Annotated in this window: 17 protein-coding genes; 10 read left to right on the forward strand and 7 right to left on the reverse strand. The window is 72.3% G+C overall.

What is annotated here, in order from left to right:
- Window positions 1-88 precede the first annotated feature (88 nt).
- The 6 genes from ABD333_RS10550 (at window position 89) to ABD333_RS10575 (ending at window position 3,843) form a co-directional block, all read left to right on the forward strand.
- Window positions 89-1,276, forward strand: a complete 1,188-nt coding sequence (locus tag ABD333_RS10550; protein WP_344540071.1) for an LCP family protein — start codon at window positions 89-91, stop codon at window positions 1,274-1,276.
- Window positions 1,277-1,335: 59 nt separating this feature from the next.
- The gene (locus ABD333_RS10555) at window positions 1,336-1,644 is read left to right on the forward strand and encodes a hypothetical protein (protein WP_344540073.1); all 309 of its coding nucleotides are present in this window, start codon (window positions 1,336-1,338) and stop codon (window positions 1,642-1,644) included.
- A 168-nt stretch (window positions 1,645-1,812) separates the two neighbouring features.
- On the forward strand, window positions 1,813-1,968 hold the full coding sequence (locus ABD333_RS10560; protein WP_344540075.1) for a hypothetical protein: 156 nt from the start codon (window positions 1,813-1,815) through the stop codon (window positions 1,966-1,968).
- Window positions 1,969-2,103: 135 nt separating this feature from the next.
- Window positions 2,104-2,307, forward strand: coding sequence for a hypothetical protein (locus tag ABD333_RS10565; protein ID WP_344540076.1), 204 nt, complete (start codon window positions 2,104-2,106; stop codon window positions 2,305-2,307).
- 32 nt (window positions 2,308-2,339) lie between these two features.
- The gene (locus ABD333_RS10570) at window positions 2,340-2,828 is read left to right on the forward strand and encodes a glutathione peroxidase (protein ID WP_344540078.1); all 489 of its coding nucleotides are present in this window, start codon (window positions 2,340-2,342) and stop codon (window positions 2,826-2,828) included.
- Between the two features lie 97 nt (window positions 2,829-2,925).
- Window positions 2,926-3,843 carry an oxidoreductase gene (locus tag ABD333_RS10575; RefSeq protein WP_344540080.1) on the forward strand — a complete coding sequence of 306 codons (918 nt, stop codon included), beginning with the start codon at window positions 2,926-2,928 and terminating at the stop codon, window positions 3,841-3,843.
- Here ABD333_RS10575 and ABD333_RS10580 read toward each other — a convergent pair.
- From ABD333_RS10580 to ABD333_RS10605, 6 genes are all read right to left on the reverse strand, one after another.
- Window positions 3,819-4,499: a TetR/AcrR family transcriptional regulator gene (locus ABD333_RS10580; protein ID WP_344540082.1), complete on the reverse strand. Its 681-nt coding sequence runs from the start codon at window positions 4,497-4,499 to the stop codon at window positions 3,819-3,821. The two genes, ABD333_RS10575 and ABD333_RS10580, sit on opposite strands and share 25 nt — an antisense overlap.
- A gap of 14 nt (window positions 4,500-4,513) precedes the next feature.
- Window positions 4,514-5,074 carry a methylated-DNA--[protein]-cysteine S-methyltransferase gene (locus tag ABD333_RS10585; RefSeq protein ID WP_344540084.1) on the reverse strand — a complete coding sequence of 187 codons (561 nt, stop codon included), beginning with the start codon at window positions 5,072-5,074 and terminating at the stop codon, window positions 4,514-4,516.
- A 95-nt stretch (window positions 5,075-5,169) separates the two neighbouring features.
- Window positions 5,170-6,417, reverse strand: a complete 1,248-nt coding sequence (locus tag ABD333_RS10590; RefSeq protein ID WP_344540086.1) for an MFS transporter — start codon at window positions 6,415-6,417, stop codon at window positions 5,170-5,172.
- An 80-nt stretch (window positions 6,418-6,497) separates the two neighbouring features.
- Window positions 6,498-9,128 (reverse strand): DUF6493 family protein, encoded by a 2,631-nt coding sequence (locus tag ABD333_RS10595; RefSeq protein WP_344540087.1) that lies wholly within the window; start codon window positions 9,126-9,128, stop codon window positions 6,498-6,500.
- Window positions 9,128-10,489 carry an SWIM zinc finger family protein gene (locus ABD333_RS10600; protein WP_344540089.1) on the reverse strand — a complete coding sequence of 454 codons (1,362 nt, stop codon included), beginning with the start codon at window positions 10,487-10,489 and terminating at the stop codon, window positions 9,128-9,130. Before ABD333_RS10600 ends, ABD333_RS10595 begins: the two co-directional genes overlap by 1 nt.
- Window positions 10,490-10,536: 47 nt before the next feature.
- The gene (locus ABD333_RS10605; RefSeq protein WP_344540090.1) at window positions 10,537-11,763 is read right to left on the reverse strand and encodes a LeuA family protein; all 1,227 of its coding nucleotides are present in this window, start codon (window positions 11,761-11,763) and stop codon (window positions 10,537-10,539) included.
- A gap of 83 nt (window positions 11,764-11,846) precedes the next feature.
- On the opposite strand from ABD333_RS10605, the gene ABD333_RS10610 reads away from it, so the two are divergent.
- The 4 genes from ABD333_RS10610 (at window position 11,847) to ABD333_RS10625 (ending at window position 14,884) form a co-directional block, all read left to right on the forward strand.
- Window positions 11,847-13,112, forward strand: a complete 1,266-nt coding sequence (locus ABD333_RS10610; RefSeq protein ID WP_344540092.1) for a citrate/2-methylcitrate synthase — start codon at window positions 11,847-11,849, stop codon at window positions 13,110-13,112.
- A gap of 48 nt (window positions 13,113-13,160) precedes the next feature.
- Window positions 13,161-13,523 carry a hypothetical protein gene (locus ABD333_RS10615; RefSeq protein WP_344540094.1) on the forward strand — a complete coding sequence of 121 codons (363 nt, stop codon included), beginning with the start codon at window positions 13,161-13,163 and terminating at the stop codon, window positions 13,521-13,523.
- 36 nt (window positions 13,524-13,559) lie between these two features.
- Window positions 13,560-13,871 (forward strand): DUF3817 domain-containing protein, encoded by a 312-nt coding sequence (locus ABD333_RS10620; protein WP_344540096.1) that lies wholly within the window; start codon window positions 13,560-13,562, stop codon window positions 13,869-13,871.
- Between the two features lie 77 nt (window positions 13,872-13,948).
- Window positions 13,949-14,884, forward strand: a complete 936-nt coding sequence (locus ABD333_RS10625) for a bifunctional helix-turn-helix transcriptional regulator/GNAT family N-acetyltransferase (RefSeq protein ID WP_344540097.1) — start codon at window positions 13,949-13,951, stop codon at window positions 14,882-14,884.
- A gap of 125 nt (window positions 14,885-15,009) precedes the next feature.
- Here ABD333_RS10625 and ABD333_RS10630 read toward each other — a convergent pair whose 3' ends face one another.
- Window positions 15,010-16,083 carry a chaplin family protein gene (locus tag ABD333_RS10630; RefSeq protein WP_344540099.1) on the reverse strand — a complete coding sequence of 358 codons (1,074 nt, stop codon included), beginning with the start codon at window positions 16,081-16,083 and terminating at the stop codon, window positions 15,010-15,012.
- Window positions 16,084-16,184: the final 101 nt, after the last annotated feature.

Below are 16,184 nucleotides of genomic sequence, written 5' to 3' on the forward strand. Positions count from 1 at the left end.
ATGTCACATAGCGTGGTGATTTGTAGCAGTGGACAATCATGCGGCAGATGGACGCGGACGCTATGCCGGGATGACTAGGGTTTACGACATGACCGATGCCTGGCCGGACGGCTGGACACGACAGGAGGGAAACCGCGTGGCGCGTAGCAGGCAACCTGCACCCGCCGGGGCGGAGTACCCGTATGACCAGGAGCCGCCCGGGCGTGATCCGTACGGGCGCGACCCGTACGGGCGTGACCCGTACGCGGACGACCCGTACGCGGGTGATCAGTTGCGCGGGACCGACGCGTACGGCGGCGGGGACGCGCCGCGGGGGCGCCTGGTCCGCAGGCGCCGCTGGCCGAAGATCCTCGCGGCTCTGGTCGTGATCATGCTCGTGGTGGTCGTCGGCGGTTACTTCTACCTGGACTCCCGGCTCAACCGCGAGAGCGTGCTGACCGACTACGCGGGCCGTCCCGCCGACACACCCGGCACCAACTGGCTGGTCGTCGGCTCCGACAGCCGCGAGGGCCTGTCCAAGCAGCAGAAGAAGGACTTCGCGACCGGCAACGCCGCGGGCCGCCGCACCGACTCGATGATGTTGCTGCACTACGGCGACGGCGGCACGACGCTCGTCAGCCTTCCGCGCGACTCGTACCTGCCGATCCCCGGCAAGGGTTCCAACAAGCTCAACGCGGCGTTCGCGTTCGGCGGCCCGAAGCTCCTCGTCAGGACCGTGGAGCAGGCGACCGGCATCCGCATCGACCACTACGCGGAGATCGGCTTCGGCGGGTTCGTCGGCGTCGTGGACGCCATCGGGGGCGTCGACATCTGCGTCAAGAGCCGCATGCGCGACCCCAAGGCCGGCATCGACCTCAAGCCCGGCTGCCAGACGCTCGACGGCGGTGACGCCCTCGGGTACGTGCGCACCCGCGCCAGCGCGCGCGCCGACCTGGACCGGATCGACCACCAGCGGCAGTTCTTCGGCGCGCTGATGAAGAAGGCCGGCAGCCCGGGCGTGTTCCTCAACCCGTTCCGGAGCGTCCCGCTCGCCATGAACGCGACGAGCAACTTCATCGTGGACGACGGCGACCACCTGTACGACCTCACCCGGATGATGTGGGCCATGCGCGGCGTCTCCGGCGGCGACGGCGTCACGACCTCGGTGCCGATGGGCGCCCCCGGGTCGTCGGCCGCGGCGGGCTCGTACCTCACCTGGCACCCCACGCAGTCCAAGCGGCTGTTCTCCGCGCTCAAGGAGGACCGGCCCGTGCCCAAGGAAGTCATTACCAAGTAGGCGTGTGCCCCGCGGGGCATGCGTGTGCGTGGGCGTGCCCTTGTGGCTAGAGTCGGTGCATGCCCGATGAGAGGCCCGATGTAGCGGAACTTGAGAACCTGTCGTCGAAGGAGCTCCACGACAGGGCGATCGACCTCGCCAAGGAACGCCGCGACGTCGGCTTCCTGTGGGACCTGCTGCGCGCCATCCCCGCGGCCGCCGCGGCGATGGGAGATCAGCAGCGGGCCGGCTTCGACATGCTGCACGGATTGTCGTTGCTCGAAGAGTTCACGCACGCCGACGAAGGCGAACTCGCGGACGCGCTACGGCCGGTCTATCTCGACTATCTGACTCGGCACGGAGGGGCCGGTTCGTCAGGTGGTTCGTAAAGTTTTCCTGAAACTTCCAAGTGAAGGTGCGTCGAAGATGCCCGAACGCACCTGAAGCGGCCGCAAAGCCCCTCCCCTCTGACTCTTCCTTTGTGACCCCTTGGGCCCCCCTCGTCCGCCACCGGGAATCACTCCCGGTAGGCACACGACAGCGGGAGGTGGGCAGGTATGAACAAGAAGTGGGTGAAAGTGGGGGCGCTCGCATTCGTCGCCTGGTATGTCATCACCAGGCCCGAGGGCGCCGCGAGCCTCGTGAACAGTGCACTGGGGGGTCTCGGCACCGCGGCGGAGTCGTTGTCCCAGTTCGTGAGCGCCATCCCCTAACAGCATCCCCTAACAGAGCGTGGCCGCCGGCCCCGTGCCCATCGGGCGGTACGGGGCTCTTTCGCGTGCGCTATCCGGCACTTGCCCCTAGGCACAGTAAAATCGCGCTTTGCGGGTTGAAGCAGCTGGGCACAATTGAATCGGGTCAGTGTGTCGCTGCGCTACAACAGGGACGGCGTACGGATGAAGAAGAACCTCCGCTATGTGGCCATCGCCTTCGTCATCTTCTACCTTCTGAGCAAACCCACCGAAGCCGCCAGCGTGGTGAACAACGGCTTCGACCAGCTCGCCAAGGCAGGCAACCAGCTCGCCGCGTTCGTGGGCGCCCTCGGGACGTAGCGACGGCCGGGGGCGGGTCTAAGATCGGCCCCATGTCTGTCTACGAGGTAGAGATCGGTGGTCTGCAGGGTGGCTCTGCGGACCTCGGACAGTACGAGGGCAAGGCCGTGCTGGTCGTCAACGTCGCGTCCAAGTGCGGCCTCACCCCGCAGTACGCGGGTTTGGAGCGGTTGCAGGAACGTTTCGCCGAACGTGGGTTCACGGTCCTCGGCGTACCCTGCAACCAGTTCATGGGGCAGGAGCCGGGCTCGCACGAGGAGATCGCGCAGTTCTGCTCCGCGACGTACGGCGTGACGTTCCCGATGACCGAGAAGGTCGAGGTCAACGGGGCGGGACGTCATCCGCTGTACGCCGGGCTCGTCGACGTTCCCGACGCCGAGGGGCACACCGGCGACATCCGCTGGAACTTCGAGAAGTTCCTCATCGCGCCGGACGGCACCGTGGCGGCGCGCTTCGCCCCGCAGACCGAGCCGGAGTCGGACGAGGTCGTCGGCGCCATCGAGAAGAACCTTCCCGCCTAGATCCTCGTGTGGGGTTCGCCACATCCGGGTCGGGCGGTTGTCGCTATTCGACAATCCCTCTAATTTGGGAAGTCGAGATATGACGCGGAGGTGGCCCATGGGAGGCTGGACGGCGGCGGAGATCCCTGACCTGAGCGGCCGGCGGGCGGTCGTCACCGGGGCCAACAGCGGTATCGGCTTTCACACCGCACTCGAACTGGCCCGGCACGGCGCGTCCGTCGTGCTGGCCTGCCGCAGCATGGAACGCGGCCAGCAGGCCCACGACCGCATCATGTCGGCGGTCCCGGCGGGCGAGGTCGCTCTGGCGCCGCTCGACCTGGCCGACCTGTCGTCGGTACGGACGTTCGCGGGCACGCACGGCGCGGCTCCGCTCGACCTCCTCGTCAACAACGCGGGGGTGATGGCCCTTCCGCACCGGACGACGGCCGACGGCTTCGAGATGCAGTTCGGTACCAACCATCTCGGGCACTTCGCGCTCACCGGGCTGCTGCTCCCGGCACTGCTCGCCGCGTCCGCGCCGCGCGTCGTGACCGTCACCAGCGGTATCGCCTACGTCGGGCGGCTGCGTTTCGACGACCTGCAGGGCGAGAGGCGCTATCGCAAGTGGGGCGCGTACGCGCAGTCCAAGTTCGCCAACCTGGTCTTCGCCAAGGAGCTGGCGCGGCGTTTCCCCACCGTGCTGAGCGTCGCCGCGCATCCCGGTTTCGCCGCCACCAACCTGCAGGAGACGGGCCCCAAGATGGCGGGCAACAAGCTGCAGGAACGAGGCGCCGCTGTGGTCAACGCGGTCATGGCGCAGTCGGCGGATGCCGGGGCACTGCCGACGCTGTACGCGGCGACCGCGCCCGGCGTGCGGCCGGGCGCCTGCTATGGCCCGCGGCTCGCCCAGTACCGGGGTACCCCCACGAAGGTCTTCACGTCACCGTTCGCGTCCAAGCCCGAGGTGGGCCGCCGGTTGTGGGAGGTCTCCGAAGACCTCACCGGCGTCGACTACGAGGTCGCCGCCAAGGGCTGACCGCCGTCGCCCCAACCGTCGCCCCGGCCGCCGCCGCCACTGTCGCCACCGAGGCCGTGCAGGGCCTGCGCGACCGCGGTGGAGATGACCTCCTCGGCGTTGCCCGGCCGTTCGGCGAACAGCTTGGCGGCGGCGTCGACGATGCCCTGGATGAGATGGGCGCGCAGCTCCGGACCGCGGATCCCTGCCTCGTCGAGCGCGGTCACCAGCGGCCGCAGCAGTTGCGCGTGCCCGTCCCGGATCCGCCGTGCCTCACCGCCCTGGCCGCGCCCCGCCGCTCCCGGCGCGGCGGGCTCGGCCAGGGCGTGCTCCACGAGCGCCACGGCGGCCGCGTGCCGTCCGTCGGCCATGACTTCGAGCTGGACGCGGACGTAGGCCTCGACCTTGCCCGCCAGGCCCGGCGCGCCGGCCAGCGCCTCGTCGACCAGCGAGGCCCAGCGTGGCAGCTCGTCCTCGACGATGGCCGCGACTAGGTCGTCCTTGGAACGGAAGTACTCGTACAGGCTGGGCCGTGACAACCCCACGCGGCGTGCGAGCGCGGCCAGCGACAGCGCCTCGATGCCCTCCTCGGCGACGAGCGCGCGGGCCGCGTCGAGCAGCGTCCGGAGCTGGCGGGCACGATGCTCGGCGACGGTGGCTTCGCTGATTTTCGGCACCCCGCCATTCTCGCCTACGGAGCGGCGGGTCCCCGGTCCGGATCCCAGTCGAGTGTGGCGGGCACCGACCCCTCCAGCGTCAGCAGCCACCGCTTGACCTCGACGCCGGAGCCGCCGCTGTAGCCGCCCAGCCCGTTCGCGGCCACCACCCGGTGGCACGGCACGATCACGGGGATCGGGTTGCCGCCCATGACCTGGCCGATCGCCTGGGCTCCCACGTCGAGCCCGCTGAGCCTGTCGAGCTCGCCGTAGGTGACGACCTTCCCGTACGGCACCCGCTCGTACAGCGTGGTCAGGACCCTGCGCTGCACGTCCGACGTCAGCCGCCAGTCGATCGGTACCTCGAACGTCAGGCTCTTCCCGGCGAAGTAGTCGGCGAGCCCGGCCAGAGCCTCGGCGGTGCGGCCCGGGTCGTCCACGACCGGCAGCCCGGCCCGCTTCGCCGCGCGGGCCCGGGTGCCGGGAGTGTCCTTGAACGACAGGTAGGCGACACCCTGCTCGGTGGCGCCGACCAGCAACCGGCCCAGCGAGGTCTCGATCGCGCCGAGCGTCAGCGTCCGCGTCGCGGTCTCCATCTTCGGACCTCCTCATCACGTCTCGCTATGCACAACCCCGGCACGACCGTGATCGTTGCACGTCCCGCCGACAACCCGGGAGACGGTGCCGCGGATCAGGGGGCCGGGCGCCGGAGCCAGGCGACGGTCAGCGCGGCCGTCATGGGGAGAACCAGTAGCACCGAGATCGCGGCGAGCGTGCCGTAGGAGAAGACGGTCACGATCGCCCCGGCGGCGAGGCCGCCCAACGCCCCGCCGACGTTCATCATCAGGTCGGAAATGCCCTGGACGGCCGGGCGGTCGGGCGGGGTGACGGACTCGGTGAGCAGGGCGGAGCCCGCGACGAGGCCGAACGACCAGCCGAGGCCCAGCAGGACCAGGGCGATCGTCAGCCGGGTGACGTGGTGCGGGGCGGAGACGGTGGCCAATGCGGCGGCGGACGCCAGCAGCGCCATGCCGGCCAGCAGGACCGGGATGCGGCCGTGGCGGTCGGCGAGCCAGCCGGCGACGGGCGCGAGGGCGTACATCCCCGCGATGTGCAGGCTGATGACGACGCCCACGACCGTGAGGCTCGCGTGACCGTGGTTCAGGTGCACCGGCGTCATGGTCATCACCGACACCATGACCATGTGGCTCACGACGATCGCGGCGACGGCGAGCCGGGCGCGCGGAGTGGTGCGCAGGGTGTGCCATCCGCTGGACCGGCGGGCGGTCGTCTTCGGACCGGCCGTCTGGAGCGGGTCGGGGCGGAGGAGGGCGAAGACGCCGAGCACCGCCAGGCCGTAGGCGACGGCGGCGAGCGCGTACGGCCCGGCCCACTCGGAGAGGCCCATCGCGCGGCCCAGTTCGTCGGCGGGGTGGGCGAGGTTGGGACCGGCGACCGAGCCGATCGTGGTGGCCCAGACGACGATGGACAGGTCGCGTGCGGCATGGGTGGGACGGGCGAGGTCGGTCGCGGCATAGCGGGCGGCGAGCCCGCCCGCCGAGCCGCCGCCGAACAGGAACAGGCCCGCGAGGAGCAGCGGCCACGCCTCCAGGGCCGCGGCGAGTACGGCGATCACCGCGCCCAGCGTGCCCGCGCCGTACGCGAGGGTGAGCGCGGCGCGGCGCCCGTGGCGGGCGGCGGCGCGGGCCATCGGGATGGCCAGCACGGCTGCGCCCGTGACCGCGCTCGTCTGGGCCAGCCCGCCGATCGTCTCCGAGCCCGAGAGGGTCGCCGCGGCCAGGGTGCTGATGGCGACCCCGGTGGCGACGGCGATCCCGCCCAGCACCTGCGTGGCGGTGAGCACCGCCAGGACGCGCCGCTGTGCCGGATGGCGCCCGAGGGCGGGTTCGGCCGGTGTCTCGCTGCTGAGGACCGTCATGCCCCACCCCGTCATTGTCATTACTGAACGCGCAGTTGCGCCTGAATTGCGCGCTCATAATACGGGCACGGGGTATCAAGTCAAGCGGGGGCACCCGTCAGTATCCGGTGGAGACGCCCCGCCTCCCGGGCCAGCCGGCCGGTACCTGTCCGTCCGGCGAGCCCGGCCGGGACGGGACACCGGGCGCCCGTCTCCGCCGCCTCGGTGGCGAGGGCGATGAGGTCGGGCAGACCGGTCATGGGGCGTTCGCCGGGCCGGGGCAGCAGCTCCGGGAGCGCGGCGGCGATCACGCGGAGGACGTCGGCGTGCGCGCCGGCGCGGGCGGCGTCGGTGAGAGCGCCGGTCACCCGGTTGAGCTTCAGCTCCCCGGCGGACCCGGCCAGCACGGCGATCGCGTCGCCGACCGGGGGCAACTGCCCGCGCGCGCAGAACGTGAGGAGGGCGTCGACCGAGGCGGAGCGTTCCTCCGCTCGCTTGGAGCCGAGCCCGAGGGCGAGCGCGGTGGCCGTCGCCGGGCCGACGGGGCCGTCGGCCTCGGCCAGGGACAGGAGGATGCCGCCCTGCCCGTGTCGCGACTCGACCTCGTCCGCGAACGGAACCAGCAGGTGCGCGGCGAGGACCTCGCGATGGGAGGGCAGGAGGGAAGGCCACCAGGAGAAGCAGTAGGGCACATGCGCCTGCGATGCGAGCCGCTTCCAGCCTTGGCGGGGCAGGCCGAGCAGCAGGTCGGCCAAGCCGTGCGGCTCCGGTTCGGCCCCTCCGGTCTCCGCCGCGACGATCGTCGGCAGCACCCGGTCGACGGCCTGGGACTCGCTGCCTCGCCAGCTGTAGACGGTGCGCGGGATCGAGACCGCCTCACAGGTCACCCGGGGATCGGGCAGCCCGCCGTCCGCCAGCCACGCGGCCGCCCGGCGGCCTTCGGGAGAGCCGAGGCGCCGGGCGCGGAGCACGACGTCGCCGGGGATGTCGCGGGGGAGCCGGAGCAGCGCCTGCTCCAGGTCGAGCGGACCGGGCCGCAGGCCCGCCGCCTCCAGCCGTTCGAGCCGTTCGACCAGGACCTCGGGAGCGACGTGGCCCGTGGTGTGGGTCGGCGTCGCCAGCAGCACCGGAAGACGGCCCACCGCGCCCGCGACCTCGCGCATGCGGCCGCACAGGGCCGCGCTCGGCGCCGGCCCCTTCCGGTCGAGGTCCGGAACCGGTTTCCGCCGCGGCTCGGCCGGCGCGACCAGCGGCCGGAGGGCGGCTCCCAGCCAGCGCGTCGGGTGATCGCTGTAGTCGTCGTCAACGAAGAGCAGCCACGGCGCGAGGTCGGGGACGACGCGTCGCACGGCGGCGCGCGTCTCGCCGGGCTCACGATGCGCGAACTCGACCAGGCCGGCGAGCACACGTTCGCCGTCGCGCCACGTCAGCTCGCCGTGCAAGTACGCTGCCACCTCCTCGGTCAGCTCCGCGACGGAACGGGCGAGCGGCGGCAGCTCGCGTGGCGGCGGTGGCGGCGTGAGGCCGGTCACCGGCGCCGTGGCCGCCGTGACGGTCACCGCGCCGAACGCTTCGGCGACGCGGTCGCGGGCCTCCTTGGGCAGGCCCGCCGCGGCCTGACGGACGGCGTCGCGCACGGGTTCGCTCGCCTTGGCCGCGTGCTTGGCGGCGACCCTGGCGGCCCGTTCCTGGAGGTCGAGCTTGTCCTGGCCGAACGCGACGGTGAGCGCGGTGAGCGACGCTTCGACGCGGTCCCGCTCGCGGGCGGTCCGGTCGATCCAGGAGAGCGCCGCACGGACCAGCTTCTTCTCCGGGCGGAAGAGCAGCGCCTCGGCCACCTCGGCGAACGTCGCCTCGTCCAGGTCCGCGGCCTCGTCGACCCGGCGCAGCTCGTCCAGCGCGAACTCCGCGACCGGGCCGGGCGCGGCGGGCAGCAGCCGGGCGAGGTCACGGATGTGGGTCCTCGCCTCGGCGGGAGACGGCTCCAGCGCCCGGTAGAGGTCCAGGTACCAGCGCAGATCCTGAATCCGGCCGCCGCGCAGGAGACGGCGGACGCACCCGTCGAGCAGCATCTCCCGTTCGACCCGCCCCACGGCGGCCAGCCGGGTGAGCATGTCGATCCACGGGTCGTCGTCGTGCGCCCGGAGGCCGAGCACCCGGCCGACGGCCTCCACCTCGAAGATCCGGGGAAGAAGCTCGTCGAGATACGGCTCCTCGTTCAGCCAGGGGTACGGGTCGGTCCACTGTGCCCAGCCCACGACGTAGGCGTCGTCGTCCGGCAGTCCTTCGCCGCCGCTGCGGGCGAGCATGTCCGCCAGCCGCCACCGGTCCTGGCCGCCCCACCGGCTCGCCTGGTCGGTGACGCGCAGCCGGCGGGAGATCCGCCGCGCCACGTCCGCGCGCCACGAGGCGGGCCGGGCGGCGACGACGCGGGCGATCAGGAGGGCGTGCACCGCGCCGTTGTCGCGGATGTCCAGATCGGCGCGGCAGAGCCACGCCGCCGCGCCGGCGGCGCCGGGGATGCAGCCGGCGCCCGCGATCCGCAGGGCCTGGGCCTCCCGGCGGTGGTGCCCCCAAAGGGACCAGTTCCCGCTGCTCCGGCTCTTGAGGTAGCCGGGAAGCTCCTTGGCGATCGCGGTCCGCCCGGCGTCGTCGAGCCTCGTGATCATCGAGGCCACGACCTCGGCCTTCCCCGCGGCCAGCTGGGCGCGGACGTCGTCCCAGGTGTGCATCAGAGTCCCTTCGTCACGGCCGGGTGCGCGGTCTTGGCGCGGACGACGCGGGCGGCGAGGACGTGCTTGCACGGCCCGCGCCCGCCGCGGTGGTCGGCCCACCACTGGCAGGTGCACGAGGCGCGGTCACCGTCGAAGCGCACCTGGCGCGGCCTGCCGTCGACCGTGACGACGGCGACGTCGTCCGCGGTGAAGGCGACCGCGCCCTGGTCCACGAGCGCGTGCGCCGCGCGCAGACGCGGGTTCATCGCGGCCACGCGGTCCGGGTCGTAGGGGAGTTCGCGGTGGAAGTGCGCGGCCTCGGCGGTGTCGTAACCGACGCGGCCCGACGTGCCGAGCTGCGTCAGCGCCGCCTTGACCCGCGCGCGGTCGACGCCCGCGCGTTCGGCCAGCAGGTCGGGTTCGACGCGCGGTTCGAACGCCAGCAGCGTGCCGATCAGGTCGGCGTCGCCCGCCGCCTCGTCGGTGATGAGCGCGTCCAGGACCGCGCCCTCGCCGGAGAAGCCGCGCCGCACCTCGGGAGACAGCGTCAGCACGTACCGCATGCCGGGCAGCTCCAGTTCCCACGCGCTCGCCACCGGCCCGGCGTCGGCCGCGGCGGGAGGGCCGTACGTACGCAGCGCACGGGCGAAACGCAGCAGCGGAAGCATCGTCTGCAGCCGCTCCGGTCCGGGCAGGCAGACCGAACCCGGCGACGGGCGGGACGTCAGCCGCAGCCCCCGCCCGGCGGGAGCCGCCCACAGAACGTCACGGACGCCGCGCGGCAACGACCGCAGGAACCGGACCGCCTCCTGGCCCGTCACCTCGGCGCGCAGGTCGAACCCGGCGGCGATGACCTGCACCTCGGCGAACCCGCGCAGCCACCGCTCCGGCAGCGGCACCTTCTTCTCGACGACGGCGCCGTCGAGCGTGGTCACCGCGAGCCCATCGTCACCGACCGCCAGATGCAGCGGATCGGAGCCGCCGACGCGGGCGAGCGCCTCGCGCAGCGGCCCGTTCACGTCCACGTTCGTGGTGCCGAGCGCGACCACGTCGCCGTCCAGCGCGCCTTCGAGCACGTCGAGCCGCGCGTAGACGCCGCAGCACGCCGAGAACGACTCCAGCCGGAGACGGTCGCCGTTGCAGGTCACCACCGGGTCGCGCATCGCGGTGAGCCGCGGCTGGAAGTAGCGCGCCTGCGCGACGTCGGCGAGGCCGATCAGTGCGGCGGCGGCGGGGGCGGCCTGGGTGAGCAGGCCGCTGAAGAAGCGGGGGTGCGCGTCGGGGCCGGTGGCGGTCGTGCCGCCCGAGGTCGACAGGCCCAGGGCATCTCCGGTGAGCGCGGACGGGCGCGTGTAGGCGTATGCCTGTGCGGTAGCCATGCCCGGAACGTAGACCTGCCGACCGACAATTAGGGGCGTTTCAGAACTCAGTCGAGGAGCCCCGGGAAGAGCAGCGCGAGCTCGCGCGGGTACGCGCCGATCAGCCGCAGCTCGTCGTCGGTGAGCGGGCGGCCGGTCATCGCGTTGCACAGCTGGACGAGCTTGAACGCGAGCCCCTCGTCCACCGGCTCGATCCCGAGACCGTCCATGACATGCCGGAATCCGGCCTTCCCTCCGTACTCCCCAGTGAGGACGACCCGCCCGGCCCGCGCGTGCCAGTCGCCGGGGAACGGGCCGAGCGTCGCCTCGTCGTACAGCTCGTAGTTGCCGTGGTCCTTGAGCGCGCCGTCGGCGTGGATGCCCGACTCGTGCGCGAAGGCGTTGCGGCCCGCGCCGACCTGGTTGTAGGGGAGCGGCTGGCCGAGCGCGTAGCCCGCCCACAGGGCGAACCGCCGGGCCCATGACAGGTCGATCGGATCGCCGATCGCCGCGCCGCGTTCCGCCAGGCCGAATCCGTGGCGGAACGCGAGGATCGTGGACAGCAGGTCGGCATTGCCCGCCCGTTCGCCGACGCCGTTGACGCAGGTGTTGATCCAGGCGTCCTGGCCCGCCTCCAGGTCGCCGAGCGCGCCGGAGACCGAGTTGGCCACCGCCAGCCCGAGGTCGTTGTGGCAGTGCGTCTCGACCGGCATCCGGGTGGCCGCGGCGAGCTTGGCGAAGCGCTCCCGGATGCGGTCCGGGGTGTCGCCGCCGATGGTGTCGCAGTAGCGGACCCGGTCGGCACCGGCCTCCTTGGCCGCGAGGGCGAACTCGGTGAGGAACCCGTCGCCGGTGCGCGAGCCGTCCTCGGCGTTGACCCCGACGGTTCGGGCGCCCCCGCTCCTGGCGGCGCGCACGGCGGCGGTCATCTCGCGGACGATCGCGTCCCGGTCCAGCCGGCCCCGGAACTTGTTGGCGATCATGTAGTCCGAGGTCGAGATCGACAGGTTGTAGTGCGCGAGCCCGAGCGGCAGCGCCTTCTCCACGTCCTCCGCGACGCCGCGGCACCAGCCCGACAACCGGAGCTGTCCGAACGCACCGGCCTCGGCCAGGGCGACCTGCGCCCGGACGTAGGGCACCTCGTGGAACAGGAACGGGAAGCCGATCTCCGACTGGGCCACCCCGAGGCGGCCCAGATAGAAGTTGACCATTGTCTTCCCGAATTTCGACAGCCCGGTCCGGGCTGTCTGCACGCCGTCGCGATTGGTGACATCGAGGAAATGAATCTGCGGCATGCGTTCAGATTGACACTCTCATCAACGTGTATCAATATTGACTAAAATCAATGTCATCGGGGTCGAGGGCTGAGGAGATCCAGGTGGGGGAGTGGATCGACGCTGTCGCGGCGGCGGAACGGCTCGGTGTGAAGCCCGCCACTTTGTACGCGTACGTGAGCCGTGGCGTGCTTCGCCGAAGGCGTGACGCCGACGGGCGGCGCAGCCTCTTCGACGCGGAAGAGATCGAGGAACTGGCCCGGCGCGGCAGGCCCCGGCGCCCGCCGAGCCCCACGGAGCTGGAGATCGAGTCGGCCATCACCGCGCTCGGCCCGGACCGGCACTACTACCGGGGACGGGACGCCACCGAGCTGGCCACGACGAGCACCTTCGAGGAGGTCGCGGGCTGGCTCTGGACCGGCGAGCACGATCCAGCCGCGCGTGCACCGGGCGAAGGGAGGCCGGGCGAAGGGCGGCCGGGTGAGACCTGGCGTGCGCCGTCGGACGGGCTCGCGGCGGCCGTCGGCGCGCAGTCCGGGCTGCCCGCCGACGTGCTGCCGCTGGACCGGCTCCAGGTGATCACCATGGCGCTGGCCGCCGCCGACCCGCTCCGGTTCCAGCTCGACCGGGACGGCGTCCTCGCCACCGCCCGCGCGCTCATCGCCGGTCTCGTCGACGCCCTGCCCACCGCAACCGCCGGTGCCGGCGCGGACGGCTCGATCGCCGGACGGTTGTGGGGCGCGCTCAGCGAGCGCCCGCCGGAGCCGGGCCTGCTCCGGGTGCTCGGGGCGGCGCTGGTGCTGCTGGCCGATCATGAGCTGGCCGCCTCCACCCTGGCGGCGCGCATCGCCGCGTCCGTCCGGGCCGACCCGTACGCCGTGGTCGCCGTGGGGCTCGGCACGGTCGGCGGCCCGCTGCACGGCGGCGCCTCGTTCGGCGCGGAACGGCTGTTCGCCGAGATCGGCGAGCCGGGGCGGGCGGGCCGCGTGATCGGTGAGCTGCTGCGCGCCGGGCAGCGTGTGCCGGGCTTCGGCCATTCGGTCTACAAGTCCGGCGACCGGCGGGCCACCGTTCTCTTCGACCTGGTCAGGGATGTGGCGCCGGACCATCCACGGCTCGCGGTCGCCGACGCCGTGCGCGCCGAGGCGGCGCGGCGGCGGCTTCCGGAGCCGAACGTCGATCTCGCCCTCGCCACCCTTACCTCGGTCGCCGGGATGCCCCCGGGCTCCGGCGAGGCGATCTTCGCCGTGGCGCGGACCGCGGGCTGGCTCGCGCACGCCATCGAGGAGTACGGACGCGCCGGGCCGCTCCGCCCCCGGGCCGTCTATACCGGCCCGCCGCTCCCGGCGGCGAAGGGGCGGGCACGGTGAGACGGGGTTGTGCGCCGGCTGCCCGGTACCGGTTGTACTCTCGATGACGTGCGAAGGTTCCTCACCCCGGGTTGGCTCGGACTGCATGCGCTGGCGATCGTGCTGTGCGCCTCGTTCCTCGGTTTCGGGTGGTGGCAGTACGACCGCGCCCAGTCGGGCAACGACCGCAGCTGGGCCTACACCTTCGAGTGGCCGATCTTCGCCATCTTCGTGATCGTGATGTGGATCAAGATGATCCGCGACGAGCTGAGCGGTGACGACAGCCGCCAGGCGCCCAAGGTGATCGAGGAGCCCGCGGCGGCCGCGGTCAAGCGCGAGATCATCCGGCGGCAGGAGGAAGAGGACCCCGCCCTGGCGGCCTACAACCGCTACCTGGCGCGGCTCAACTCCGAGAGCCACCGGCGCGACTGAGCGTCCTCGCGTCGTCTCCCCAGAAAGGTGTGATCCGTGGAAGCGGCCATCAACCGGTACCGCCTCTTGGCCCTCGTCGTCGGCGTGATGTTGCTGCTCGTGGTGTTCGTGGGGATGCCCATCCGCTACATCGGCGGCAACGGCACCCCGTCGGCGATCATCTCGCCGATCCATGGCGCGCTCTACATCGTCTACCTGGCGATCGCGTACGACCTCTGGCGCAAGGCGGGCTGGCCGCTGAAGCAGATGGCCGTCATGGTCTCCGCCGGCCTGGTGCCCTTCCTCGCCTTCTTCATCGAGCGGAAGATCGTCCGCGAGGCGCGCGAGGTGGCCGCGGTCCGCGCCTGATCCCGGCGATCCGCTGGACGCCGCCCCGCCCGCGCCCTTATGTTTGACCGAGTCAAACAATTGCGCGGAGGTGAGTCGTGGACGTCATCGCGGACGAGATCACCACGGTCCGGTCGTTCAACCGCTTCTATACCGGCGTGATCGGCGTGCTCGGCGAGGGGCTGCTGAAGACGCCGTACTCCCTCACCGAGGCAAGGGTGATCTTCGAGCTGGCGCAGCGGGACGCCACCGAGGTCCTGGAGCTGCGGCGCGCGCTCGATCTGGACCCCGGTTACCTGAGCCGGATGCTGGCCCGGTTCGAGAGCGACGGCATCGCCCGGCGGGAACGGTCCGCGGCCGACGCGCGCCGCCAGGTCGCGCGGCTCACGCCGCACGGCCGGGAGGTGTTCGCGATGCTGGACGAACGTTCCGTCGGCGAGATCCGGGCGATGCTGGACCGGCTGCCGGCCGGGCGACGGCAGCTGCTGGTGACGGCCATGAAGACCATCCAGAACGTGCTGGACGACGCGGGCCCGCCGCGCGGCACCTGCGTCCTGCGCCCGCTGCGCCCCGGCGACCTCGGCTGGGTCGTCCAACGCAACGGCGCGCTCTACGCCGAGGAGGTCGGCTGGGACCGTACGTACGAGGCGCTCGTCGCGAAGATCGTGGCCGGGTACGGGGAGTCCCACGACCCCGCGTGCGAGAACGCCTGGATCGCCGAGCTCGACGGCGCGCCGGTGGGCAGCGTCTTCTGCATGAAGAAGGAGGAGGCGGTCGCCCAGCTGCGGCTGCTGCATGTCGAGCCGCCCGCCCGCGGGCTCGGCGTCGGCGCCGCCCTGGTCGGTGAGTGCGTGCGCTTCGCGGAGAAGGCGGGTTATGCGGAGATGATGCTCTGGACGACCGCGCTCCAGCGGCCCGCGCACCGGATCTACCGGGCCGCGGGCTTCGAGCTCGAACGCGAGGAGGAGCCGGTCGAGCGGTTCGGCGGCGTCATCCACGGACAGTACTGGCGCAAGAAGTTCCAGACGGCCTGACGCCGGGCGCGCCGCGGCCCGCGGCGGCGGAGTGCAGCCACGGGCCGGGCGTCGCAGCGGTGCGAACGTGCTCCCGGGCGGCCGGGGACGGGGTCGGGACAGATCCGGTCCGCCCGTCGTTCCGGTTAGGTCGGGTTGTCACCTCCCTTCGCGAGCGGGCCGGCGACGGCGGCTTCGCCGGGACCGGGCTGCCGCCGGCGTCGCCGGCTGACGAGCATCAGGCCCGCGCCGATCGTGAGTGCGGCGCCCGCGGACGAGGCGAGGAGCCAGATGGGCGCCCCGGTCCGGGGAAGTTCGCTCCAGCCGCCGGACCGGACGGTCGAGGCGACGCTCCGCGGGGGCGCGTCGCCTTCGACCGGCGGCATCAGGTGGCCGCCGTGCGACGCGTGCTTGCCGGGAGCGGTCTTGGGCGGCGTGCTCTTGGGCGGGGCGCCCTTCGGAGGATGCGCCTTCGGAGGATGCGCCTTCGGAGGGTTCGCCTTCGGCGGATGGACCTTGGCCTTGCCGACCGTGACGTTGCACGAGGCGGCGCCGCTGCCCAGGACGGCCACCGCGTTGCCGCACGCCGTGACCGGCAGGTTGAGCGGTGCGATCACCTGGTTGCCGCTGAGGACGCCGCCCGTCCCGGACGTTCTGGCCTTGTGGCCGCCGCCGGGCGAGGACGCGATCTGGGCCGTGCATCCCGCGCGTCCGGTGCCGAGGAGCCCGACGGCGTTGCCGCAGGCCGTGATGGGCAGGTTGAGCGGTGCGATCACCTGGTTACCGCTGAGGACACCGCCTCTGCCGGAGGTCTTGGGCCCCCGGTCCTCGCGCGTCCACTTGGCGGCCTTGTGCCCGGCCTTCTTGGTGGCTTTGGCCTTGGCACTGCCCTTGTGCCCGGCTTTGTGTTTGTGCCGCGCCTTCTTGGGGGCGGCCTTCGTCGCCGTGACCTTGGCCGGACGGGGTGCGGTGTTGACGTGCGAGCCCGCCGAGGCGTTGCCGAGGAGCCCGACCGCGTTCCCGCTCACGGTGATCGGCAGGTTGATCGGGAGGAGCACCTGGTTGCCGCTGCCGACGCCGCCGTCGCCGCTGGTGTCGGCCGTGGCCAGGCCGCTGCCCGCGGACAGCAGGCCGGCGGCGAGAGCCGTGACGACCGCCGCGACGCGGGTGGCGAGCGCGCGGCGCTGAGGAGCACGAACGTCTGAAGCGCGATTGGGCATGGACCTCTCCGGATGCGTCGGACTGCGATGGGAACGGCGTGCGGTACGAGTGGGCGGCGGGCGGCCGCTCAGGCGACAAAACGGGCGCGGCGGCTCAGGCG

The sequence above is a fragment of the Actinomadura fulvescens genome, assembly GCF_039533225.1.
GTDB lineage: Bacteria > Actinomycetota > Actinomycetes > Streptosporangiales > Streptosporangiaceae > Spirillospora > Spirillospora fulvescens.

What these genes read in the sequence shown, in the direction of transcription:
- ABD333_RS10570 (WP_344540078.1), top strand. Translation starts at nt 2,340, where the DNA reads ATGTCTGTCTACGAGGTAGAGATCGGTGGTCTGCAGGGTGGCTCTGCG.
- ABD333_RS10595 (WP_344540087.1), bottom strand. Translation starts at nt 9,128, where the DNA reads ATGCACACCTGGGACGACGTCCGCGCCCAGCTGGCCGCGGGGAAGGCC.
- ABD333_RS10550 (WP_344540071.1), top strand. Translation starts at nt 89, where the DNA reads ATGACCGATGCCTGGCCGGACGGCTGGACACGACAGGAGGGAAACCGC.
- ABD333_RS10555 (WP_344540073.1), top strand. Translation starts at nt 1,336, where the DNA reads ATGCCCGATGAGAGGCCCGATGTAGCGGAACTTGAGAACCTGTCGTCG.
- ABD333_RS10575 (WP_344540080.1), top strand. Translation starts at nt 2,926, where the DNA reads ATGGGAGGCTGGACGGCGGCGGAGATCCCTGACCTGAGCGGCCGGCGG.
- ABD333_RS10605 (WP_344540090.1), bottom strand. Translation starts at nt 11,763, where the DNA reads ATGCCGCAGATTCATTTCCTCGATGTCACCAATCGCGACGGCGTGCAG.
- ABD333_RS10630 (WP_344540099.1), bottom strand. Translation starts at nt 16,083, where the DNA reads ATGCCCAATCGCGCTTCAGACGTTCGTGCTCCTCAGCGCCGCGCGCTC.
- ABD333_RS10585 (WP_344540084.1), bottom strand. Translation starts at nt 5,074, where the DNA reads ATGGAGACCGCGACGCGGACGCTGACGCTCGGCGCGATCGAGACCTCG.
- ABD333_RS10560 (WP_344540075.1), top strand. Translation starts at nt 1,813, where the DNA reads ATGAACAAGAAGTGGGTGAAAGTGGGGGCGCTCGCATTCGTCGCCTGG.
- ABD333_RS10590 (WP_344540086.1), bottom strand. Translation starts at nt 6,417, where the DNA reads ATGACGGTCCTCAGCAGCGAGACACCGGCCGAACCCGCCCTCGGGCGC.
- ABD333_RS10600 (WP_344540089.1), bottom strand. Translation starts at nt 10,489, where the DNA reads ATGGCTACCGCACAGGCATACGCCTACACGCGCCCGTCCGCGCTCACC.